Raw genomic sequence first — 21,203 nt, forward strand, 5'->3', positions numbered from 1 at the left:
ACGAAACCACACCATGATTCTCCGTTGACTACTACCTTTGGGTGCATGGGGGAGCAAGGAGTGAAACGGGCCTTCAAGTACAGGTTCTATCCAACAGTCGAGCAGACCGATCAACTGCAGCGAACTTTTGGATGTGTTCGCAAGGTTTACAACCTGGCCTTGGAGGCGCGCAGCCGAGCATGGGCTGACGAACGTCGCAGAATCTCCTACGCTCAAACGTCGGCGATGCTGACAGAGTGGAAGAGAACTAGCGAGTTTTCCTACCTCGCCGAGGTTTCTTCGGTTCCGCTCCAGCAGGCTCTTCGGCACCTGCAGTCTGCCTTCGCAAGCTTCTTCGCCAAGCGCTCCCATTACCCACGATTCAAGTCGAGGAAACACTCGCGTGCTACTGCTGAGTACACAAGGTCGGCGTTTACCTGGCGAAACGGCCTGCTGACGCTGGCAAAGATGAGCAGGCCACTCGACATTCGCTGGTCGCGACCGCTGCCCGAGGGTGCCGCCCCCTCCACTGTGACGGTGTCCCGCGACGCGGCGGGGCGATGGTTCGTGTCCTTGCTCGTCGATGTCCGGGTTGGTCAGATGCCTCCACCCGGCAACTCGGCGGTTGGGATCGACCTCGGGTTGAGCAGTCTCGTGATGCTCTCCACAGGGGAGAAGGTCCCCGCTCCGGGATTTGGGAAGCGGGACCAAGCGTACCTTGCGAAGGCGCAAAAGGGACTGGCCCGTAAAAAGAAGGGATCGAGGAACCAGGCCAAGGCTCGCAGTAAAGCAGCCAGAATCCACGCCAGGATTGCTGACCGGCGGCGGGATTTTCTGCACAAGCTGTCCACTCGAATCGTCCAGGACAACCAACTGGTCGCCATCGAGGATCTGGCAGTCCGTAACCTGATGGGCAATCGGAGTCTGGCCCGCGCGATTTCCGATGCCTCGTGGTCGGAGTTGCGTTCCATGCTGGAGTACAAGTGCGCATGGTACGGACGCGAACTGGTAGTTGTTGACCGATTCTTTCCGAGTAGCAAGACATGCTCGGAATGTGGTCTGGTCCGCGACGCGTTGCCGCTTGCTCTCCGCGCGTGGACATGTGAGGGCTGCGGTGCCCAGCATGACCGAGATCACAACGCCGCACAGAACATTGTGGCCGCCGGGCTGGCGGTATCGGCCTGTGGAGGCCGCGTAAGTCCTCAACGGAGATCCTCCGGACGGGCAGCGGGCGATGAAGCAGGAAGTCTCATGGCGCGAGCCATGGGAGTCTCCGCCCCGGAAGGGCAGAGAGATGTCAAACGGCGAACTCCTGGAAGGCGATCGTCTTCTCCACCGGGTAGTACTCCGAGCCGAGCAGCTCGCGGATGATGTACGCGTTCCGGTAGGGGCCCATGCCCAGGTCGGGGCTGGTGATGCTGTGGGTGTGGACGCCGGCGTTCTGGAGGAACACGCCCCGGCCGGTGACGTCGATCGCGTAGTTGCGGGCCACGTCGAAGTTGCCGTGCGTGTCGTAGCGCAGCCGGTCGCGGACCGGCCCGAGGAACTCGGGCTCGGCGTACTGGTAGCCGGTGGCCAGGACCAGGCCCTGGGTCTCGATCTCGTAGTCCTTGCCCTGCTCCTCCTGGCGGAGCTTCAGCGTGTAGCTGCCGTTGTCGTAACCGGCCGCTTCGAGCGAGGAGTTGGTGAGGAGCCTGGTCGGGACCGGACCGCCGAGGTTCTTCCGGTAGAGCAGGTCGAAGATCTCGTTGATCAGGTCGCCGTCGATGCCCTTGAAGAGGCCCTTCTGCTCGGCGGTGAGCCGGTAGCGGGTGTCCTCGGGGAGGGCGTGGTAGTAGTCGATGTACTCGGGGCTGGTCATCTCCAGCGTGAGCTTGGTGTATTCGAGCGGGAAGAAGCGGGGGGAGCGGGTCACCCAGTTCAGCCGGTAGCCGTGGACGTCGATCTCGCTGAGCAGGTCGTAGTAGATCTCGGCGGCGGACTGGCCGCTGCCGACCAGCGTGATCGACTCCTTCGACTGCAGCTCCTCCTTGTGCCGGAGGTAGCGCGAGTTGTGGATGAAGTCGCCGCCCAGGCCCTGGCAGGCCGCCGGGATGTGCGGCGGGGTGCCGGTGCCGAGGACCAGGTGACGGGCGCGGTACGTCTCCCCGGCGGCCGTCGTGACGACGTACCGCCCGTCCTCGTACCGGACCTCCGTCACCGTCGTGTTGAAGCGGACGTTGGTCAGCCGGTGCGCGGCCCAGCGGCAGTAGTCGTCGTACTCCACCCGCAGCGGATAGAAGTTCTCGCGGATGTAGAACGAGTACAGCCGGCCCTTCTCCTTCAGGTAGTTGAGGAAGGAGTACGGCGAGGTGGGGTCGGCGAGGGTGACCAGGTCCGACATGAACGGGGTCTGGAGATGGGCGCCGTCCAGGAACATGCCGGCGTGCCACTCGAAGTCGGGCTTCGAGTCCAGGAAGACGCCGTCCAGTTCGGCGATCGGCTCGGTCAGGCAGGCGAGGCCGAGGTTGAAGGGCCCGAGCCCGATCCCCACGAAGTCATAGGTCTTGGTCGGGTTGTCAGGACGCGCGGTCAAGGGACTCTCCCAGGTACTGCTCGGCGTGGCCGGCGATCAGGTCGAGGACGGCGGCGATGTCGGCCGTCGTGGTCTCGGGGTTGAGCAGGGTGAACTTCAGGTAGTGGCGGCCGCCGACCTTGGTGCCCGCGACCACGGCGTCGCCGGAGGCGAACAGGGCCTTGCGGGCGTACAGGTTGGCGCGGTCGATCTCGGCCGGGTCGGTGACGGCCGCCGGGATGTAACGGAAGACGAGGGTGGACAGGGACGGCTCGACGACGACGTCGTAGCGCGGGTCGGCCGCGAGGAGCTTCCAGCCCTCCGCGGCAAGCTCGCAGACCTCGTCGAAGAGTTCGCCGATGCCGTCGGCGCCCATGGTGCGCAGGGTCAGCCACAGCTTGAGGGCGTCGAAGCGGCGGGTGGTCTGGAGGGACTTGTCGACCTGGTTGGGGATGCGTTCGGTGACCATGCGGCGGGGGTTGAGGTAGTCCGCGTGATATGTGACATGGCACAGGGTCGCGGCGTCCCGGACCAGCACCGCGGACGAACTCACCGGCTGGAAGAAGGACTTGTGGTAGTCGACGGTGACCGAGTCGGCGCGCTCGATGCCGGCGATCCGGTCCCGGTGCTTCAGGGAGGCGAGCAGCCCGCAGCCGTAGGCCGCGTCGACGTGCATCCACACGCCGTACTGCTCGCACAGCTCGGCGATCTCCGGCAGCGGGTCGATGGAGCCGAAGTCGGTGGTGCCGGCGGTGGCGACGACCGCCATGGGCACGAGACCGTCCTCCTTGCAGCGCTCCAGCTCGCGGGCGAGGGCGACGGTCTGCATCCGCTTGTCGGCGCCGACGGGGACGGAGACCACCGCGTCCGGGCCGAGACCGAGCAGTTTCGCCGACTTCTTCACGCTGAAGTGGCTGACCTCGGAGGCGAAGATCCGCAGGTCGGCGAGGGAGGCAGATCCTTCCCACCCACTCGGCCCTGGCTTGGCCTCCTCCCGCGCCAGCAGCAGCGCCTGGAGGTTGGACTGGGAGCCGCCCGAGGTGAACACGCCGTCGGCCGCGGCACCGAAGCCGATCCGCTCGGCCGTCCAGTCGACCAGTTTCCGCTCGATGAGGGTGCCGCCGGCCGACTGGTCCCAGGTGTCCAGGGAGGAGTTGACGGCGGAGAGCACCGCCTCGCCGAGCACCGCCGGGATGACCACCGGGCAGTTGAGGTGGGCGAGGTAGCGGGGGTGGTGGAAGTAGACGGCGTCCCGGAGGTAGACGTCCTCCAGCTCGTCCAGGGCCGCGGTGGTGTCGTGCAGCGGCCGGTCGAGGTCGATGCCGTCGATGAGGGGCGAGAGGGCGTCGACGGTGACGCCGGTGAACGGACGGTCGGTGGTGGCGAGTTTGGCCGCCACCCGCTCTACTCCTTCGGTCACGGAGCGGCGGTACTGCTCCGCGGTGAGGTCATTGAGCAGGTGCGAGCGCATGAGGGGGGCCTCCGGGACGATCCGTGCGGGGGAGGGGAGCGATCGGCTCCACTTAGGTTAGCCTAACCTAAGTAACGCGGGCGAAATGCTGCCCCTCCCGTGACAGCCGTCACGTCGGCGGCCGCAACTACTCGCCGGACTCCCGGAGCTGCTCCTCCGTCAGGCCCTGCCGCCAGTACCCGACGAAGGTGACCCGGCGCCGGTCGATCCCGCGCTCGCCGACGAGGTGCCGGCGCAGTTCCCTCACCCGCCCCGACTCCCCGGCGATCCAGGCGTACGGGTGCGTGTGGGAGGGGAGTTGTGCGGCGCGGATCTCCGCCGTGGCATCGCGGCCGCCCACCAGCCAGGTGATCTCCGCGTCCGCCGCGGTGGCCACGTCCTGGACGTCCCCGGCGCACGGCACCTCCAGCCAGGCGCGGGCGCGGGTGCCGGCGGGGAGCGATTCGAGGACGGCGGTAGCGGCGGGAACGGCCGTCTCGTCGCCCCAGACCACCACGAGGTCGGTGTCCTCGGGCGGGCGGAAACGGATCGCCCGGTTGTCGGCGACCGCCGGCCCGAGCAGGACCACCCGGTCACCGGCGGCGGCCCGCGAAGCCCAGCGGGAGGCGGGCCCGGCCGGGGATGGGGGTCCCCCCGCTCGAGCGGAGCCGAGAGTGGGGGAGGCCCCCGGCTCGACCCCGTGCAGCACGAAGTCGATGTCGATCTCGTCGGGGTCCCGGCGCAGCGCCCGCAGCGTGTACGACCGCATCACGGCCCGTACGTCGTCCGGGAGTTCGCGCCAGCCCTGCCACCAGCCGTCGCCCAACTCGATCGGGACCGCCGGCTCGGTGTGCCCCTCGGCCGGGATGAACAGGGAGAGCGACTGGTCGCGCCCGTGGGAGTGGAAGTGCGCCAGGTCGGCGCCGGCGAAGGTGACCCGGGCCAGAGACGGACCGAGCCGCCTCGTCCGTACGACCTGGAGGGAGAAGAAACGGAACGGGGCGGCTACGGCCGTCGTCATATGTGCTCCTGAGACTCAGGAAGTTGTCTGGGCGTGCTGGGGATGGGCCGGGGCCTGCGGGTCAGCTGACCTTCTTCGCCGTCTCCAGCGCCTTGGCGAGGTTCTCCACCATCGCGACGCACTTGTCGTAGGAGAAGATCGGCTCGGGGGAGCGGGCGATGACCTGGCCGGCCTTGACGGCGGGGAGCTTCTTCCAGGTGGCCTGGGTGATGTCGGCGGGCTGGATGGTCGCCGTACGGTCGTCCATCATGATGATGTCGGCCTTGTACTTGTCGACGTTCTCCCAGCTCAGCGACTCGTACCAGCCGCCGCTCGCCTTGAGCACGGACGCCGAGGGCTCGACGAAGTTCACGCCGAGGGCCTTGAAGTACTCCAGGTCCACGGAGAGGTTGGAGCCGGAGACGTAGAACAGGTCCTGGGCGGCGGAACCGGCCATCACCGTGATGTCGGGGTGCGCCTTGGCGGCGGCGCGCAGCCGGGACGACGCGTCCTCGAAGCGCTTCTTCGCGTCGGTCACCTTGCTCGCCGTCATGTCCGCGCCGAGCGACTCCGCAAGGGCCCAGACCCGCTGGAGCGGGACGGTGAGCTGACGGTCGTAGGCCGAGATGCCGACGCTCGGGGCGAGCTTGGCGATCTTGTCCTTGGACTCGTCCGGGACGTACCAGAGGGTGCCGGCGGCGTCGAACAGGGTGGTGATGAGCACGTCGGGGGCGAGCGCCGCGTACTTCTCGACGTTGAACTGCCCCCACTCGTTGCCGAGGACGGTCAGCTTGCTGACGTCCATGTCGCCGGCCTGGACGTCGGCCTTGCCGGCCTTGGTCCTGGTCGGCCCGAAGACACCCTTGACGCTGATGCCGTAGTCGTACAGCGCGGCGGCGACCCCGACGAACGCGACGATGTTCGCCGGGACCTTGTCCAGCTTCACCGTGGTGCCGCGGTCGTCCTTGAACGTCCAGGGGCCGGACTTGGCGGCCGTCGTCTCCTTGTCGGAGGAGCCGCTTTTCGCGTCGTCGTCACCGCAGGCCGCGAGCGCGGCGCCGAGACCGAGGGCGCCACCGGCGGCGAGGATGCCACGGCGGGTGAGGTGGGCTGCTCTGACGTTGGACATAGGTGTGGCTGCTTTCGGACGTGCGGAAACACCGCCGGACGGGATGGAGATTAGGTTAGCCTAACCTCAGATCTTGTCCAGGTCCGGGCCCTGTGGCTTACGCCCGGGGGCGGCCCGCCGAGGTCAACTCCCGTGTGAGCGGCGCTCATCGGCCCTTGCCGCTCCCGGTTCTCACTGTCGGTCGAGACTGTTGCCCCACAGGGACGTGTCGGTGCTCTTGAGGCTGGGGACGCCGCCGTACGTGCCGCCGTCGGCGGTGACGAGCGGGGCGGAGAGCTGGTCCTCCAGAAGTCCGTCGCGGACCCGCACGATGGTGCTGTCGTGGTCGGTCCGGCCCGGCTTGAACGTCTGCCCGTCGATCGCGGCCTTCAGGTAGCTCAGGGCGTACTTGGCGTAGAGGTCGACCGGCTGGGACACGGTGGCGTCGATGGTGCCGTCGGAGATGTACTTGAGCTCCCTGGGGATGCCGTCGTTGGAGACGACGGACACGTGCTTCGGGTCCCCCGGGCCGACCAGCAGCCCCTGCTGCCTGAGCACGTGGAGCGTGCTGGAAAGGGCGAAGCTGGCCTGCATGTAGATGCCCTTGATGTCCGGGTGGGCGGTCAGGTCGGTCTGGAGCTTCTGCGCGGCGACGTCCTCGTCCCAGTTGGTGACCTCTCCGAACACCTTGATGTCCGGGTAGTTCGCCTTCATGCATGCGTTGAACCCCTCGGTGCGATCACGGCCGTTGATCGACGAGAGGTCGCCCTGGAGCATCACGACCTTGCCCTTGCCGCCCAGCTTGGTGCCCAGGTACCTGCATGCCTTCTCGCCGTAGGCGCGGTTGTCGGCGCGGACCACCATGTAGACCCTGCCCCTGTCGGGGCGGGTGTCGATGGTGACGACCGGGATCTGCGCCGCCTGCAACTGCGCCAGGATCGGCGCGACGGCGAAGGTGCTCTGCGGGGCCATCGCGATGCCCTCGGCGCCCTGGAGAATGAGTGTCTGCGTGTTGGCGGCGAGCTTGGCGACGTCGTCCTGCGAGTTGGTGGTCCTGAGCGAGAGGCCGAGTTGTTCGGCGTACTCGGGCGTGTACTTGATGTACGCGTTCCAGAAGTCGGTGTCGGAGCGCGGGTAGTCGACGCCGACCAGGGGCTTGCCGCCGCTCGACGCGGCCGTGCTGCCGGAGCCGCCGCCGCAGGCGCTGACCAGCACGAGTGCGGAGAGGGCGAAAGCGGCGGAGCAGAGGACGGGTCTGGACCTCATCGGTACTTCCTCGCGGTGGTCCCGAAGCGCCTGCCGTCTCCCCCGGGCTCACCTGACCGACAGAGACATGCCACCCGGTCGGCACCAAACTATCTCATCAGCCAATATACCTGGACAGAATTCCCTTCCTGTCCGGCCCGCGCCCCGGGGCTCGGGCGCCCGGGCGCCCGGGGAAGTCTCAGGCGCGCCCGTGCGCCTGCTGCGTATGCCGGGACAGTGAGTCGATGACCACGGCGGCGAAGAGCACCCCGCCCGTGATCACCAGTTGGGCGGCGGTGGGTGTGTCGGTGAGGGCCATGCCCGAGGCGATCGACTGGATGACCAGGATGCCGAGCACCGCGGACCAGGTCGTGCCCCGTCCTCCGAACAGGCTGGTGCCGCCGATGACGGCGGCGGCGATGGCGTTGAGCAGCAGGACGCCGGAGCCGGAGTTCTGGCTCACCGACGTGATGCGCGAGGCCAGGACCAGGCCGCCGGCCGCCGCCAGGGTGCCGGAGACCGCGAGCACGGCCGTCTGTACGCCGGTCACGCTGAGGCTGGCGCGACGGGCCGCCTCGACACTGCTCCCCAGCGCGTAGACCTGCCGTCCGTAGGACGTGCGCCGGAGCACGATGTCCAGGCCTGCCACCGTGGCGAGGAAGATCAGCAGGGCCAGCGGCAGGCCCTGGAACTGATTCAGCAGATAGGCGGAGCCGAACGCGATCACCGCCACTGCTCCCGTGCGCACCCCGATGGTGCGCAGCGTGCGGTGCGGCATGCCGACGGCCCTGCGACGGCGCCTGTTCAGGTAGGAGGACAGGAAGACCAGAGCGGTGGCGAGCGCCGCCACCGCGTAGGCGACGACCGCGTCGGTGAAGTAGTAGCTGGTCAGGTGGGCGACGAGCCCGTTCTCGTCGAGGTTGACGGTGCCGCTGGTGCCGAGGATGGCCAGCATGAGGCCGTTCCACGTCAGCAGCCCGGCGAGGGTGACCACGAAGGCCGGTACCCGGGTCCTGGCGATGGAGTATCCCTGGACGGTTCCCGCCACGGTGCCCGTCAGCACGGCGGCGATGAGAGCGAGCCATTCCGGCACGCCGTTGTTGACGTTGAGCACCGCGAAGACCGCGGCGGCGAGCCCGCTGATCGAGCCGACCGACAGGTCGAGTTCACCGAGCAGCAGCACGAAGACGATGCCGACCGCGATGAGGCCCGTGCCCACGATGTCCACGCTGAGGTTGGAGAGGTTGCGGGGCGAGAGGAAGGCGGAGTTCAGGCCCTGGAAGATGATCCAGACCGCGGCGAGGACGAGGGAGACGGGAAGGTAGCCGAGCTCGCCGGCGGTCAGCCCGCGCCGTCGGACGGCGATCCAGCCCGCCAGGGCACGGGTGACGGCCCGCCCGGTACGGCCGTGACGGGCTTTCGCGGTGGCTGCCGCGGGATCGGTCCGCGTCTTGTCCGGCATGTCACGCATCCCTTTCCCCACTCCCGTCCTCGTGGTGGGCCGGCCGGCGGGGCACGTTGTCCGTGGCGCCCGTGATGGAGGAGATGATCTGCTCCTGGGAGGTGGTGCTCACGTCGAAGAAACCGTTGTTGCTGCCGAGCCGCAGCACGGCGGCCCGGTCCGCGAGGGCCTTCACGTCGCCCATGTTGTGGCTGATGAGCAGGATCCCCAGGCCGTGGTCGCGGAGACGGTCGACGAGGTCGAGGACCTCGGTGGTCTGCTCGAACCCCAGCGCCGCGGTCGGTTCGTCCAGGAGGAGGACGCGCGGGTCGCCGAGCAGCGAGCGGGCGATGGCGACGGTCTGCCGCTGGCCGCTGGACAGTGACACCAGGGGACCGCGCAGATCGGGGACGCTCCGGGTCAGACGCTTCAGCAGTTGCGTGCTGCGGAGCTCCATCTCCACCTCGTCGAGGAAGCCGAACCTGCGGATCTCCCGCCCCAGGAAGAGGTTGCCGACGACGTCCAGGTTTCCGCACAGGGCCAGGTCCTGGTAGACGGTGGCGATGCCGAGGTCCCGGGCTTCCTGGGGACGCCGGATGTGCACGGGCCGGCCCTCCCACTCGATGCTCCCCTGGTCCGCGGGAGCGACCCCGGAGATCACCTTGACCAGGGTGGACTTGCCGGCTCCGTTGTCGCCGAGCAGGGCAAGGACCTCGCCGGCGTAGATCTCCAGCTCGATGTCCCGGAGGACCTCGATGACGCCGAAGCGCTTGCACACGCCGCGCAGGGCGAGCAAGGGGGGCGGCAAGAGAATCAGCTCCTTCCCGGGTCTGGGGTCGGCCGCTCCCGCCTGTCAGGTCAGCCCGGCCTTGCGGCAGTCGCCCGCGAGCGGCGGGGGGCAGAGTTGTTCGAGCGTGTACACGCCGTCCCGCACCAAGGTGTTCTCGATGGTGGCAAGGATCACGGGCACCGGAGTGAGCAGCACGGCCGGAACCTCCGCGCCGCTGCGGGTTTTCACCCGCCTGGTGGCCACCCCGTCGAGGCGCTGACCACGGGCGGCGGCCACGGCCATGGCGCCGCCGGCGGCGGCCTCGGGTCCGAACGGCTTGTAGACGGTCATGTACTGATCGCCGCTGACGATGCGCCGTACGGCTGTGAGCTCGGCGTCCTGCCCGGTGACAGGGGGCAGCGGGGTGACCTTGTCGGCCTTGAGAGCGGCGATACTGCCGGCGGCGAGGCCGTCGTTGGCGGCGTAGACGCCGTCGATGCTGTCGGCCCCCAGGGCGGAGAGGGCTCCGGACATGTTCCGGTTCGCCGCCTCCGTGGCCCACTGGGGTGTGTCGTACTCCTTGGCGATCGTCACCTTCCCCCGGAGCTCGGACAGTGCGCCCTGCTTGAACAACAGCGCGTTGGGGTCGCCGGGGTCGCCGTTCATCATCACGATCCGGCCGCCGTGTGCCTTGGCGCCCATGGCCGTCAGCAGCGCCCGGCCCTGGAGCCTGCCGATCTCGTGACCGTCGAAGGAGACGTAGCCCGCGATCGGGCCCTCGACGAGGCGGTCGTAGGCGATGACCGGGATGTGCGCGGCAGCTGCCTTTCCGACCGAGGCGCCCATGGCTCTGGCATCGACGGCCGTCAGCACGATGGCATCGACCCCCTCGGCGATCGACGAGTCCATCTGCTCCTGCTGGATGGCCACGTCACCCTTGGCGTTGGCGTGCTCGGTAGAGCAGCCGCCGCACAGCTGCCGGATCCTCTGCTCCAGCAGGGGTTCGTCCTGTGTCTCCCAGCGGGCCGTGGTGGAGTCCGGCATCAGCACGCTGATCTTCCGTGCGCCCCCTGCGTCGGAGGTGCCCCCGGAGCCCGATCCGCAGGCGGTGACGGACCCGACCGCCGAGACCGCGGCCAGGGCAAGGGCGACGTCCCGAACGCGGGCTTTCATGCGCGAGACCTCCCTCCGCCCTGGAGCGCCGTGGCTGCAACCGCGGCGCGGCGGCGTGGCCGGCCAGGGCGGGGCGGGGTTCCGGCCGGTGCAGCCAGGGCGGGACGGGGTTCCGGCCGGTGCACGCCCAGGGCAGGCGAAAATCGCACGACGACCACCTCGCCAGTCTGGCACCGGCCCTGGTGAACCGCGAACCCGGTGCCACGCAGCCGACACGACATCAGCCTGTCCGTTTCATCCCTCCATGCGCCCTCTATGCGACTCTGGTATGGGGGGTCACCAGCGGTAGCGGCACCCCGGCACGGACGGGAGGTGGATGCGGAGATGCCTCACCACGGCAGTGCCGGGGCCGGACTCTCGCAGCCGGGAGCGGCCGGGGCCGGCGTCGCGGACACCGGCGCACCACCGGGGCCGCGGACCGCGAGCGTCCGCGCCCTGACGTTCGCCGGAGCGGCGTTGGCGGTGCTCTATGTGCCCGACGCGGGTTCTGACGACCTTCGGTCGGTGGACACGGCCGGACGCTCCCCTGCCGAGTACGGGCTGCCGGAGCGCCTGGCCCTGTCCGGCGGCTCGCCTGCGGCCCGCGCCTTCCGCGCCCGCCACCCCGTGTGGCTGACCCCCGCGGCACTCGCCTCCTGCCCCGAGGGATGTCCGGCGCCGCCGCGAGCCCGGACATCGCTCGGTGCGTTGCCCCTGGGCGCCGAGGGCGGACGGCTCGGCTGCCTCGTCGTCGTGGGCGCCGGCGAGAACGGCTTCGAAGCCGGGCAGCGGCGCTTCCTGGAGCGCTATGCGGACGCGGTCGCCGCCGTGCTGGAGGCCGGGGCCGGAGGAGGGCCGGCGCCGGCCCTCCTGAGTTCCGCACTGCGCCGGATGCGCGTCGGCTCCTTCGTCCTGGTGCCGGAAACCGGCATGCTCGACGCGGACGAGATGCTGCGCGAACTGGTCGGCATCGGGCCGGGCGACTTCGACGGCGGGGCGGACTCCCTGCTCGCGCACGCACTGCCGGAAGACGTGCACGCGCTGATGCCGGTGCTGGAGCCGTCCACCGGCACGTCCGGCCGACGGGAACTGGACTTCCGCGTCCGATGCCCCACCGGTGAGACACGCTGGCTGAGCCTGAGCTGCCGCGTGGCTGCGGGTGCGGACGACCGGCCGGAGCAGGTGCTGGGGGTGGTGACGGCCACCTCGGTCCTGCACCGTGGCGCCGACGACGTCTCCCGCATCCAGTGGCTGACCGCGGCACTCGACGAGGCCACCACCGTGCGCGACGTCAGCCACGTGGTGGTCACCGCCCTGCACGCGTCCCTGGGCGCCGACCGGGTGGCGCTCGCCGAGCTGCGGCACGAACGGCTCCAGGTCACCGGGCTCGACCCGCCGCAGCCCGCCGACTGGCCACGGACCTGGCGTCTCCAGCGACGTTCGGAGTGGCCCGACACACCCCTCAGCGCCCTGCCCACCCTGCGGACGGCCCTGCGCGACGGACGTATGGACCTGTGGCCCGCGGGCACCGCCTTCGAACCGGGACTCGACGGCATCGGCCCCGGAGGCCTTGCCGTCCTGCCGCTGCCCGCCAAGGGCCGGGCCGCCGGCGTGTGCCTGATCGGCTGGGACCGGCCGCACGAGTTCGCCCCCAGGGAACGTTCACTGCTGACCGCCACCGCCTCACTGGCCGGTCAGGCCCTCACCCGCGCCCACGCCCACGACGCCGAGCAGGAACTCGCGACGATGCTGCAGCGCAGCCTGCTGCCGCGACGCCTGCCCGAGCTTCCCGGCGGGATCGCCGTCGCCCGCTACCTGCCCGCCCGGCGAGGGCTGCAGGTGGGCGGCGACTGGTACGACGTGATCGCCCTCTCCGAGGACCGGGTGGCGCTGGTCATCGGCGACGTGCAGGGCCACAGCGCCGCAGCCGCGACGGTCATGGGACAGATGCGCACCGCGGTCAGGGCGTACGCGGTGGAGGGCCATCCGCCCGACGTGGTCGTCTCGCACGCCAACCGCCTCCTCGTCGGCATGGAGACGGATGTGTTCGCCACCTGCTGCTACGCCGAACTGGACATGGACGAGGGCGACGTCCTGTTCGTCCGGGCCGGGCACGTCGCACCGCTGCTGCGCCATCCCGACGGCAGCACCGAGGAGGTCGACGTCGAGGGCGGCCTTCCGCTGGGCATCTCCATGGAGGCGGACTTCCCGATGACCGCGGTGGCACTGGCACCCGGGATGATGCTGGCCCTGGTCACCGACGGGCTGGTCGAGGCCGCCGATCTCTCCATGGACGAGGGCATGCGCCGCGCACGCGCCACCCTCGCCACGGCCGACCCGTCGGATCCCGGGCGGGTGGCCGACGACCTGCTGGGCGACTACGGCCGCCGTGAGGACGACGTGGCGCTGTTGCTGCTGCGCTACGACGGCATGAAGACCCGGCCGATCCGGTCGGGCTGGGTGGTGTGGCGGCTGCCCGACGCCGTCATGCACGCCCGCCGCTTCACCGCACGCACGCTGCGCCGCTGGAAGGTCGAGGAAGCCACCGATCCGGTGCTGCTGGTGGTGTCCGAACTCGTCACCAACGCGCTGATGCACACCCAGGGCGCGGTCCGTCTCGAACTGGTGCTCCGCGGGGACCGGGTACGCGTCTGCGTGAGCGACTCCTCTCCACGAGCGCCCGCCAAGCCCGTGATCGTGGACTGGGAGTCGACCGGCGGCCGGGGCCTGCTCCTGGTCGAGGCGGTGTCGGAGTCCTTCGGCACGGTGCCGGTGGCCGGCGGCAAGCAGGTGTGCAGCGAGATAGCGGTACCGGGTCGTGAACCGGCTGCTGCGGGCGCAGCACCGGGCACCGAGGACGGGGACCGGACATGAGGTGTCGTAGGCCATGCGTGACGTCTCGTACGCGGTACGTCGTGGGCGCGCTTGTCGCGGGCCTGCTGACCATGCCGTCGGCCGCCTGCAGCGGAGGCGGAACGACCACCACGGACAGCTTCACCGTCGGCGTGCTGCTGCCGAGCCGGGTGGTGCCACGCTGGGAGCACTCCGACAAGCCGCTGATCGAGCAACGGGTGAAACAGCTCTGCCCGCACTGCCATGTCACCTATGCCAACGCCAACGACGACTCGACGACCCAGCGGCAGCAGATGGTCGCCATGATCACCAAGGGGGTCAGGGTCCTCATCCTCGGCGCCACCGACAACCGGGCGCTGCGCTCCACCGTCCAGGAGGCGCACAACGCGGGCGTCCCCGTCGTCGCCTACGACAGGCTCGCCGAGGGGCCGGTCTCGGGCTACGTCAGCTTCGACGGCGCCAAGGTCGGAACGCTGCAGGGCCAGGCGCTCCTCAAGGCCATGCACGTCCCGGCCGGGGCCGGGACCACCGTCGTCATGATGAACGGCGACCCCACCAGCCCCAACGCCGCCTGGTACAAGAGGGGCGCGCTGTCCGTGCTGCAGGGCAAGGTGCGGATCGGCCGTTCCTACGACACCCCGGGCTGGAGCACGGACAACGCGAACGCCAACATGTCCGCCGCCATCTCGGCGCTGGGCCTGGGCCGGATCGACGGCGTCCTGGCCGCCAACGACGCCATGGCCGCAGGCGTCATCTCCGCGCTCAAGACCGCCCATGCCAGGCGCCTTCCACCGGTCACCGGCCAGGACGCGGACCTCGACGCGGTGCAGCGCATCGTCGACGGTGAGCAGTCCATGACGGTGTACAAGTCCTTCCGCGCGGAAGCCGAAACAGCCGTCGCCATGGCCGTGGCCCTGGGCCGCGGCGAGAAGCTCCACACCATCGCCACGACGACGACCGACAGCCCCACCACCCGCGACATCCCGTCCGTGCTCCTCACTCCGGTAGCCGTGACAACCGCCAACATCGAGCAGACGCTCGTCAAGGACGGCGTGTACACCGTCGCCCAGATCTGCACACCACGGCTACAAGCCGCTTGCGAGAAGGCAGGGCTGACTCCTTAGCCGGACGGGGACCGGCGTGGCGGGCCTTGACCGGGAGTCGAGGCACGTCGACAGGGTTGATGTCGAGGAGCTCATCGACGTCGCCGTCGAGCGGACCGGAAGTCAGCAAGCGAGGACCCCCATCACGACGCGGGGAGTGACCCCGGCCGCCGCGAGGTGGTGCCGTGGCGGGTGTCGCGCTGACGTACGGCAGGAAGGCCGGCCACGGGAGGTGCTCTTCGAGGCGTTGCAGAACCAGGATGGTGTAGCGGTAGTGGCGATGGCTCACGTAGAGCCAGCAGAGAGTGAGGACGATGCCGAAACCCGCCATGATGTGCCGGGCGTCATCGGATCGCACGGTGGCGTAGGCCACGGCCATCAACGACTGCGCCACCAAAAACAGGTTCCCCCTCTGAAACAGCATGGTGTCGACGTGGATGCCGTGCTGGAACATGCGCTCTTGTTGAGCGCGCCGGTCTGCTTCTTCGCTGTCCGCATCGCTCATACCGTGAGTTCTGCCCTGAGCAACCGGAGGCATCCAGGTCAGTTGGCTTCGTGATCGTCATGCTGTCGTGTGATGGCGCGTGGCACGTGCCAGGTCGTGTGGGGAACCATGGGGAACCGTGGGGGTCGGGGCCAGGAACACGCAAGCTCCGGCACGGTGCCGCCCCGGGCCGGCGGGACACCTCCCCCAAAAAGCCTCAAGTTTCCCAAGCTCAGTGCGCGGATGGTGCTGACGCAGACGGTGCCCTCCGATACGGTCCCGAACCATGGCGGATGGCAACCGTGTGCCGGAGAAGGTGGCGTGGATCCTGGTTCGGGACGACCGGGTATTGGTGACGCGTAGTCACGGCAGAGTTCGCTTCTACTTCCCCGGCGGTCATCGTGAGCCGGGCGAGTCCGACGGCGAGACCCTGGTGCGGGAGATCGACGAGGAACTGCAGGCGTCGATCGACCCCGGTTCCATGGTGCACTTCGGCACCTTCGAGATCGGCGAGGGCCATCCGGATCACGGCCCTTTCAGGATGATCTGTTACACCGCCGATCACCGCGGTGAACTGACCCCGTCGAGGGAGATCGCCGAGAAGGCATGGTTCCGCTATGCCGATCGGGACCGGGTCTCGGCCGTCGACGAGATGGCCTTCGACGCGCTTCACAAGGCCGGCCGGCTTCCTTGATTCCGTGACCGCGGGTGGGGCCGGCGCGCTTGGCGACCCCGACGATCGCTTGCGACCACGCCCCGGCGACCGGTGGCCGCCCCCCGAATGGCACACCCCGGATGCTGTGCACAGGATGGAGAGGTACGCGCGGCCTCTAGCTCTGGCCTCCGGAGCACCCAAGGGGATGGTTTGCATGTCGTACCCGAAGCAGGTGTACTTCGGCGACAGAGGCGAGATCAACGCGCACTTCCTGCCGGCCGACACTGCGACGGATGTCGGCGAACCCGGAGCCGACATGCGCATCCGCTACCTCGCGACAAGCGACATCACGCACGGTGAGTTCGGCCTCTACCGGGTCATGCTGGGGGCGAAGGCGGGTGGCCCCCAGACCCACTTCCACCGGACTATCTCGGAGTCCTTCTTCATCCTCAGCGGAACCGTCCGCCTCTTCGACGGCGAGAAGTGGGTCGACGCGCGGGAGGGCGACTTCCTGCTCGTTCCGCAGGGCGGGCTGCACGCCTTCCGCAACGACTCCGACAACCTCGCCGAGATGCTGCTGCTCTTCACGCCGGGCGCACCGCGCGAGGAGTTCTTCGAGAAGATGTCGGAGATGGGCAACGCCACGGAGGCGGAGCGCGCCGAGTTCTTCGACAGACACGACCAGTACTTCGTCGACTGACCCAGCTCCGCCCCGCCCTCCGTCTCGGTTTCCGTCTCATTCAGCGCCGTTCACGGCCGTTCATGCCCATCGGGGCTGAGGAGACGAGCCGGCCTTGAACCGAGGATTCGGCGCGGCCCGCTCCGCGGCCTCAGCTGGTGAAGGTGAAGTACTTCCAGGAGCCGTGCGTGGTCGAGTTCACGCTGTCGTTCGAGGAGTTGTTGATGTAGGACGACCGCACGCGCATCGTGTAGCCGGTCTGGTGCGTGCCGCCCAGCTGCACCACCGACTTGCCCGTGGAGTCGAGGTTGAAGTAGTCGTATCCCGCCGACCGCCAGGCTCCGCCGGAGTAGATCTGGAACTCCAGCTTCTGCGCGCGGCCGGGGTAGGCCGTCATCGTGGTCGTGAGAAGCGGGTTGGTCTTCTTCCGGAAGTAGTACTTGGTGTACCCGTTGATCTTGGCCGTCTTGTAGTAGCGGCTCAGGCTCAGCGACACCTTGACCTTCGCGCCCACCCGGCTCGTGGCCGTCTTCGGGGCGGTCCGGGCGTCGCCGGAGAAGGACGCGCTCACCGTGGTGTCGCGCTTCAGGGGCAAGGTGACCGCCAGGTTGCCCGCGCTGTTGACCGTGCCGGTCTTGACCAGGTACTTGCCCTTGCCGTCGCCCGCGGTGTCCGCGTAGAGCGAGAGCGTCCGGTTCTTGTACGTCGTGCCGAGGTGGGCGGTGAACGTCACGTTGCTCGCGTAGTCGTAGACGGTGCCGTTCTTGTTCACGGTCAGGGTCGGCGAGGTCCGGGAGACCTCGACCGTGTCCGAGGCGGAGGCAGCCGTGCGATCGGTGTCGCCGGCATACGAGACCTTGTAGGTGACCTTGCTGCCTGCGGGCGGGGTGTCGGTGAAGGAGAAGGTCCCGTCCGCCTTCACCGTCGCGGCCGGGAGCGCCTTGCCGTTCGGGGACTCCAGGTCCGTCCGGGTCACCGCGACGGTGGTTCCCTCGGGCAGCCCGAGCGTGTTCGTGACCTTGCCGGAGACGGTCAGCGACTTGGCACGGACCGCAGTCTCCGGGGCGTTCACCGTGAGGGTGGTGACGGCCTTGGCGGGGTCGGTGACGACGCGCAGGCTGTACTTGCTGTTGAGGCCGTGTGTGACCGCGAAGAGCCGGCTGCTGTCGGGCGCGAACGCGAGGTCGCCGTGGTCGAGCAGGGACTGCTGGGAGACTCCACCCACTTCGTCGGTGAAGTTCGCGGTCCGCCTCGGGGTCGTGCCGCCCGGCTCGTAGATGGACACATGGGGGGAGAAGTTGGCGTAGGTGTCCGTGCCCACCGCGACGAGGCCGTCCGGCGCGACGTCCACCGACCGTTGTGCCCAGTAGCCGCTCGGATACCTGATGGTCTCCGACAGGTCCGAGGTCCGATAGACCTGCTGGAAGTCACCTGCCGTGGTGGCCACCACGAGTTCCGTGCCGTCCGGGGTGAGCGCCAGGTCCTCCGCGGTGTTGCCGATGGTGGCGTCCTGCCCGCCGAGGAACGCGGTCCGGTCGGCCGTGCCGGACGACACGTCGTAGATGCCGAGGGTGAAGTAGTACTGGCGCGAGCCGGCCGCCAGGGTGTCGGGAGCGCCGGGTGCCGAGTCCAGCAGGGGAGCGTCCTTCCACGTCCCCTCGGCCTCCTGGGCGAGGGAAACCTGCGGCTGCCCGCCGGACAGGTCGAGAGAGCCGATGTTGCCGTGGCCGACGCTGCCGTAGCCGAACCAGAGTCTGCCGCCGGCGAGCGCCAGGTGCTGCGGATCTGTGCCGTCACCCGTCGCGTACCGCCCGGCCTCGGTGAGCGTCGCCGTGTCGATGGCCACGATCTCATCGGCTCCCGGCACAGCGACGTAGACCGTCGCCGAGTCGGCGGAGAGCTCCAGGCCGTCAGCCTGCGGCAGCGAGGTGATCGTCCCGATGACGGTGCCGTTGTAGTCGGTGACGACGACCTTGCCTCCCGACGGGTCACTGATGAAGACCCGCTGGTGAACGCCGTCCACGATGATGTCGCCGCTGGACGTGATGGGCAGCGCGGCACTGCTGTCGGCGACAGCAGAGCCCGCCGCCGACCCGATCAGGGCGACAGAACCGAGAGCGACCGCGAGCGCTGTTACGGCCGAAATGCTGCGCACACGCACAGTGATGCAACCCCCACTAGGAAGACAGGATGCCCACAAGACACCTGGAGCCCCTTCAGGGTTGTACGGCACACCTGCGCAAGTTTCCGCAGGTCCCACCGCATGCCGCCCAGGAGATGCCGGCCGGCCACCTCCTCACTCTCGCTCAGGACGGCACGCCGGACGGGGCTCACCACCACCTGGCGGAGAACAACGGGCTCGAACAAGGCTCCGCAGGGCTGGTCTTGGAGAGCCGCGACGACGAATGACGCGTGCCAGACGTGTGCCAGATCGTGCGGGGAACCACGGGGAACAGCGGGGAAGCAATCGACCGTCCACCGCGTGCTCGCGTCCCTCCGCCGCAGGTCAGGCCGGGAGCAAGCGCTAGATGCCCTTGGCTTCCCAAGCTGAGGGCTTCGGCCACCGGATACGCGGTGGCCACCGAACACGTCGTTCTGTACCTTGCCCTCATGACCGACAACCGAAGGGGCGATGCCGCGTAGGCGCCCGTCAGCCCTGCGAGGCGACCTTCCTGCCCGCCGGCCGAGGCGGCGACGGTATCCGTTCATCGACCACCTCTCAGGATCTTGCACAGCTGACCTGCGTCGGCTTGAGCGGACCCGCTTCTGGCCCGAAGCCACGGAAGAAGCGTTCTGGCATTGGAAGGCCCTGGCCCACGGCCCTCTCAGACAACTTGCGACGCCACTCGTAGGTCCTGACTGCGGCATCCTTGAGTGCGGTTGCTACGGCATCGACTTCCGCGGCCACCTCGAAACCGTGCTCCACGCCCTGCCGAGGAAGAGCGCGCGTGAGCTACGCGCCCTCGTACGGGCCCTCGACCGGAAGATCCTGGCCAGAGCCAAGGTGATCACGGCTGACAGCCTGGACGTGCCATGGTGGCGAAGTCGGCTCTAGGGCCATGGGCGGCCGGCACAGTGCGGGCGCGTTGTCAGAGGCTGGTGGCATCGTGCCTGCATGGACAAGCCCTTTGATCTTCCCGAACCGGAGACGGCGGAAGAAGCCGTCATTGCTCACTACCGGCTGAGCGACGACCAGTACGGTTCGCGTGCCGAGCGGGAGGCGGTCTTCGACGCTGAGCGCACCATGACGGCCGCCGTCGAAGAGGCGGGGGTCGGTGAGGTGGACGGGAACGAGTTCGGCGGTGGTGAAGCCGTCCTGTACGCCTACGGGCCTGATGCTGAGGCGCTCTTCAAGGTGATGGAGCCGACCCTTCGCGGTCTGCCGTTCAGGCCGGCCCACGTCGTGCTGCGGCAGGGGAGCACGGAGACGGTGACCCGAGTGGATCTGTGATGCGGTACAGCAGCCCAGCCGCTAGCCCGAATCCCTGCGCCCGGCCTTCCGAGGCCGCTCGGCAGGCTCCGGGAGAACGACGGCCGGGGCGCTGTGGAGGTGTCCGGTCGGCATGCCCGATGCCCGATGCCCGAGCTGTTCCGCTGACGTCCATGCGCCGTCGTTGAGAGGCTGGGGGCATGCTGCTGCCGCCCACGCACGGGCAGACCGAACTCATCGAGGTCGTCCGCATCACCGACCCCGTCAGGCACCTCGGTTCGGAGGACCTGGCCGGCGACACTGCCGCGGTCTGGGAGGGAGACCAAGCCCGGCAGGCCCTGTCCCTGATCGCCGGCCTGCCGGGAAGCGAGCCGTACCGCTGCTTCCTACCGGGCTGGGGAATCCGGGCGCACAGCTCCACCGATCCGCTCTTCGAGATCGCCTTCTGCTTCCGCTGTCACGGTGCCCGCATCTGGGGCCCGGGTCTCCCTGCCGAACAACAACGCCAGACCTTCGACGCGGCGAGCCCTGCGGCACTGGAGCTGCTCCACCGATTCCGCTCCTGCCTGCCGGACTGATGAACGGTCCCGGCAGGTTCGGGACGAAGGCGAAGAGGCCGCCGTGCGGGGGCGCGCTGGGATGTGCGTCGGCCCGCGAGAACTTCAGTCGGTGGTTCCCGCAGGTCAGCACCGCCCCCAGGCTCACGTGCCCTGGCCGCCCCCGACCGGGAACAGCATGCAGCTGCTGGTGGCGTGGGCCAGCAGTCGGTCCTCGGAGTCGCGGAGTTCCGCCTGGGCGAGGGCGGTGCGGCGGCCGCTGTTGAGGACGGTGCCGATGGCGCGGATCTTGCCGGTGTCGACGGTGATGGGGCGCAGGAACTTCAGGGTCAGGTCGATCGAGGTGTACCCGGTGCCCTGGGGCAGCACGGACTGCACCGCGCAGCCGGCCGCCGAGTCGAGGAGCGTGGCGTAGACGCCGCCGTGCACGCTGCCTATCGGGTTGTAGTGCTCCTCGCCCGGCACCAGCGCGAAGACCGCCCGGCCGTACTCGGCCTCCTCCAGGGTGATGCCCAGGGCGGCGGTGATCGGCGGGGCGGGCAGCCGCCCGGCCAGGATCTCGCGGAGGAAGCCGAGACCGCTGTGGTCCGGGACGGCGCCGGCGGACACGGCCGGGTCTCCCCAGCTGAACGTACGTGACCTGGACGTCTGTCCGGGCTGGAAGTCGAGCGTCAAGACAACTCCTCGTAGTGCTTCCTGTGGCGTGTGACGGGCTGTCGCCCGCCGTGTCGTCCTGCCGGGCGT

General features: G+C 69.0%; 19 protein-coding genes. 9 read left to right on the top strand and 10 right to left on the bottom strand.

Annotation, left to right across the window (positions count from 1 at the left end; all coding sequences use genetic code 11):
- Positions 1–45 precede the first annotated feature (45 nt).
- Positions 46–1,350, top strand: a complete 1,305-nt coding sequence (locus tag ACFWPQ_RS08190) for an RNA-guided endonuclease InsQ/TnpB family protein (protein WP_384031146.1) — start codon at positions 46–48, stop codon at positions 1,348–1,350.
- Here ACFWPQ_RS08190 and ACFWPQ_RS08195 read toward each other — a convergent pair.
- The 8 genes from ACFWPQ_RS08195 to ACFWPQ_RS08230 form a co-directional block, all read right to left on the bottom strand.
- Positions 1,277–2,554, bottom strand: coding sequence for a lysine N(6)-hydroxylase/L-ornithine N(5)-oxygenase family protein (locus ACFWPQ_RS08195; protein WP_384031148.1), 1,278 nt, complete (start codon positions 2,552–2,554; stop codon positions 1,277–1,279). The two genes, ACFWPQ_RS08190 and ACFWPQ_RS08195, sit on opposite strands and share 74 nt — an antisense overlap.
- Positions 2,538–4,004, bottom strand: coding sequence for a lysine decarboxylase DesA (gene desA, locus ACFWPQ_RS08200; protein ID WP_384031150.1), 1,467 nt, complete (start codon positions 4,002–4,004; stop codon positions 2,538–2,540). The genes ACFWPQ_RS08195 and desA overlap by 17 nt, the downstream gene beginning before the upstream one ends.
- Positions 4,005–4,131: 127 nt before the next feature.
- Positions 4,132–5,004: a siderophore-interacting protein gene (locus ACFWPQ_RS08205; protein WP_384031152.1), complete on the bottom strand. Its 873-nt coding sequence runs from the start codon at positions 5,002–5,004 to the stop codon at positions 4,132–4,134.
- A gap of 61 nt (positions 5,005–5,065) precedes the next feature.
- The gene (locus tag ACFWPQ_RS08210) at positions 5,066–6,112 is read right to left on the bottom strand and encodes an ABC transporter substrate-binding protein (protein WP_384031154.1); all 1,047 of its coding nucleotides are present in this window, start codon (positions 6,110–6,112) and stop codon (positions 5,066–5,068) included.
- Between the two features lie 171 nt (positions 6,113–6,283).
- Positions 6,284–7,357, bottom strand: coding sequence for a sugar ABC transporter substrate-binding protein (locus ACFWPQ_RS08215; RefSeq protein WP_384031156.1), 1,074 nt, complete (start codon positions 7,355–7,357; stop codon positions 6,284–6,286).
- Positions 7,358–7,535: 178 nt separating this feature from the next.
- Positions 7,536–8,807: a sugar ABC transporter permease gene (locus ACFWPQ_RS08220; protein WP_384031158.1), complete on the bottom strand. Its 1,272-nt coding sequence runs from the start codon at positions 8,805–8,807 to the stop codon at positions 7,536–7,538.
- Positions 8,800–9,594 carry an ATP-binding cassette domain-containing protein gene (locus ACFWPQ_RS08225; RefSeq protein WP_384031383.1) on the bottom strand — a complete coding sequence of 265 codons (795 nt, stop codon included), beginning with the start codon at positions 9,592–9,594 and terminating at the stop codon, positions 8,800–8,802. Before ACFWPQ_RS08225 ends, ACFWPQ_RS08220 begins: the two co-directional genes overlap by 8 nt.
- A gap of 36 nt (positions 9,595–9,630) precedes the next feature.
- Complete coding sequence (locus ACFWPQ_RS08230; protein ID WP_384031160.1) at positions 9,631–10,719, bottom strand: substrate-binding domain-containing protein; 1,089 nt, start codon at positions 10,717–10,719, stop codon at positions 9,631–9,633.
- A gap of 324 nt (positions 10,720–11,043) precedes the next feature.
- On the opposite strand from ACFWPQ_RS08230, the gene ACFWPQ_RS08235 reads away from it, so the two are divergent.
- The 5 genes from ACFWPQ_RS08235 (at position 11,044) to ACFWPQ_RS08255 (ending at position 16,493) form a co-directional block, all read left to right on the top strand.
- Positions 11,044–13,572 (top strand): SpoIIE family protein phosphatase, encoded by a 2,529-nt coding sequence (locus ACFWPQ_RS08235; protein ID WP_384031162.1) that lies wholly within the window; start codon positions 11,044–11,046, stop codon positions 13,570–13,572.
- A 17-nt stretch (positions 13,573–13,589) separates the two neighbouring features.
- Entirely contained in the window at positions 13,590–14,675 is a 1,086-nt protein-coding gene (locus tag ACFWPQ_RS08240; protein WP_384031164.1) for a sugar ABC transporter substrate-binding protein, read from the top strand.
- Between the two features lie 211 nt (positions 14,676–14,886).
- A complete protein-coding gene (locus tag ACFWPQ_RS08245; protein WP_384031165.1) occupies positions 14,887–15,213 on the top strand; it encodes a hypothetical protein in 327 nt (108 codons plus the stop codon).
- Between the two features lie 211 nt (positions 15,214–15,424).
- A complete protein-coding gene (locus ACFWPQ_RS08250; protein WP_384031167.1) occupies positions 15,425–15,832 on the top strand; it encodes an NUDIX domain-containing protein in 408 nt (135 codons plus the stop codon).
- A gap of 175 nt (positions 15,833–16,007) precedes the next feature.
- Entirely contained in the window at positions 16,008–16,493 is a 486-nt protein-coding gene (locus ACFWPQ_RS08255; protein ID WP_384031169.1) for a cupin domain-containing protein, read from the top strand.
- A gap of 130 nt (positions 16,494–16,623) precedes the next feature.
- Here ACFWPQ_RS08255 and ACFWPQ_RS08260 read toward each other — a convergent pair whose 3' ends face one another.
- A complete protein-coding gene (locus tag ACFWPQ_RS08260; protein WP_384031171.1) occupies positions 16,624–18,627 on the bottom strand; it encodes a YncE family protein in 2,004 nt (667 codons plus the stop codon).
- 35 nt (positions 18,628–18,662) lie between these two features.
- Between ACFWPQ_RS08260 and ACFWPQ_RS08265 the strand changes: the two genes are divergently transcribed.
- The 3 genes from ACFWPQ_RS08265 to ACFWPQ_RS08275 all read left to right on the top strand — a co-directional run bounded on the left by ACFWPQ_RS08265 (position 18,663) and on the right by ACFWPQ_RS08275 (position 20,480).
- On the top strand, positions 18,663–18,881 hold the full coding sequence (locus ACFWPQ_RS08265; RefSeq protein ID WP_384031173.1) for a hypothetical protein: 219 nt from the start codon (positions 18,663–18,665) through the stop codon (positions 18,879–18,881).
- A 706-nt stretch (positions 18,882–19,587) separates the two neighbouring features.
- Positions 19,588–19,923, top strand: a complete 336-nt coding sequence (locus ACFWPQ_RS08270) for a hypothetical protein (protein ID WP_384031175.1) — start codon at positions 19,588–19,590, stop codon at positions 19,921–19,923.
- Between the two features lie 179 nt (positions 19,924–20,102).
- Positions 20,103–20,480, top strand: coding sequence for a hypothetical protein (locus ACFWPQ_RS08275; protein WP_384031176.1), 378 nt, complete (start codon positions 20,103–20,105; stop codon positions 20,478–20,480).
- A 123-nt stretch (positions 20,481–20,603) separates the two neighbouring features.
- Here the strand turns inward: ACFWPQ_RS08275 and ACFWPQ_RS08280 are convergent, their stop codons facing one another.
- Complete coding sequence (locus tag ACFWPQ_RS08280) at positions 20,604–21,134, bottom strand: PaaI family thioesterase (protein ID WP_384031178.1); 531 nt, start codon at positions 21,132–21,134, stop codon at positions 20,604–20,606.
- Positions 21,135–21,203: the final 69 nt, after the last annotated feature.

Source organism: Streptomyces sp. NPDC058464 (genome assembly GCF_042721035.1).
In the GTDB taxonomy this organism is placed as follows: Bacteria; Actinomycetota; Actinomycetes; order Streptomycetales; family Streptomycetaceae; genus Streptomyces.

Coding starts and splice junctions, on each gene's coding strand:
- ACFWPQ_RS08190 (WP_384031146.1), top strand. CDS start 46: ATGGGGGAGCAAGGAGTGAAACGGGCCTTCAAGTACAGGTTCTATCCA.
- desA (WP_384031150.1), bottom strand. CDS start 4,004: ATGCGCTCGCACCTGCTCAATGACCTCACCGCGGAGCAGTACCGCCGC.
- ACFWPQ_RS08205 (WP_384031152.1), bottom strand. CDS start 5,004: ATGACGACGGCCGTAGCCGCCCCGTTCCGTTTCTTCTCCCTCCAGGTC.
- ACFWPQ_RS08210 (WP_384031154.1), bottom strand. CDS start 6,112: ATGTCCAACGTCAGAGCAGCCCACCTCACCCGCCGTGGCATCCTCGCC.
- ACFWPQ_RS08215 (WP_384031156.1), bottom strand. CDS start 7,357: ATGAGGTCCAGACCCGTCCTCTGCTCCGCCGCTTTCGCCCTCTCCGCA.
- ACFWPQ_RS08220 (WP_384031158.1), bottom strand. CDS start 8,807: ATGCGTGACATGCCGGACAAGACGCGGACCGATCCCGCGGCAGCCACC.
- ACFWPQ_RS08230 (WP_384031160.1), bottom strand. CDS start 10,719: ATGAAAGCCCGCGTTCGGGACGTCGCCCTTGCCCTGGCCGCGGTCTCG.
- ACFWPQ_RS08235 (WP_384031162.1), top strand. CDS start 11,044: ATGCCTCACCACGGCAGTGCCGGGGCCGGACTCTCGCAGCCGGGAGCG.
- ACFWPQ_RS08250 (WP_384031167.1), top strand. CDS start 15,425: ATGGCGGATGGCAACCGTGTGCCGGAGAAGGTGGCGTGGATCCTGGTT.
- ACFWPQ_RS08255 (WP_384031169.1), top strand. CDS start 16,008: ATGTCGTACCCGAAGCAGGTGTACTTCGGCGACAGAGGCGAGATCAAC.
- ACFWPQ_RS08265 (WP_384031173.1), top strand. CDS start 18,663: ATGCCCACAAGACACCTGGAGCCCCTTCAGGGTTGTACGGCACACCTG.
- ACFWPQ_RS08270 (WP_384031175.1), top strand. CDS start 19,588: ATGGACAAGCCCTTTGATCTTCCCGAACCGGAGACGGCGGAAGAAGCC.
- ACFWPQ_RS08275 (WP_384031176.1), top strand. CDS start 20,103: ATGCTGCTGCCGCCCACGCACGGGCAGACCGAACTCATCGAGGTCGTC.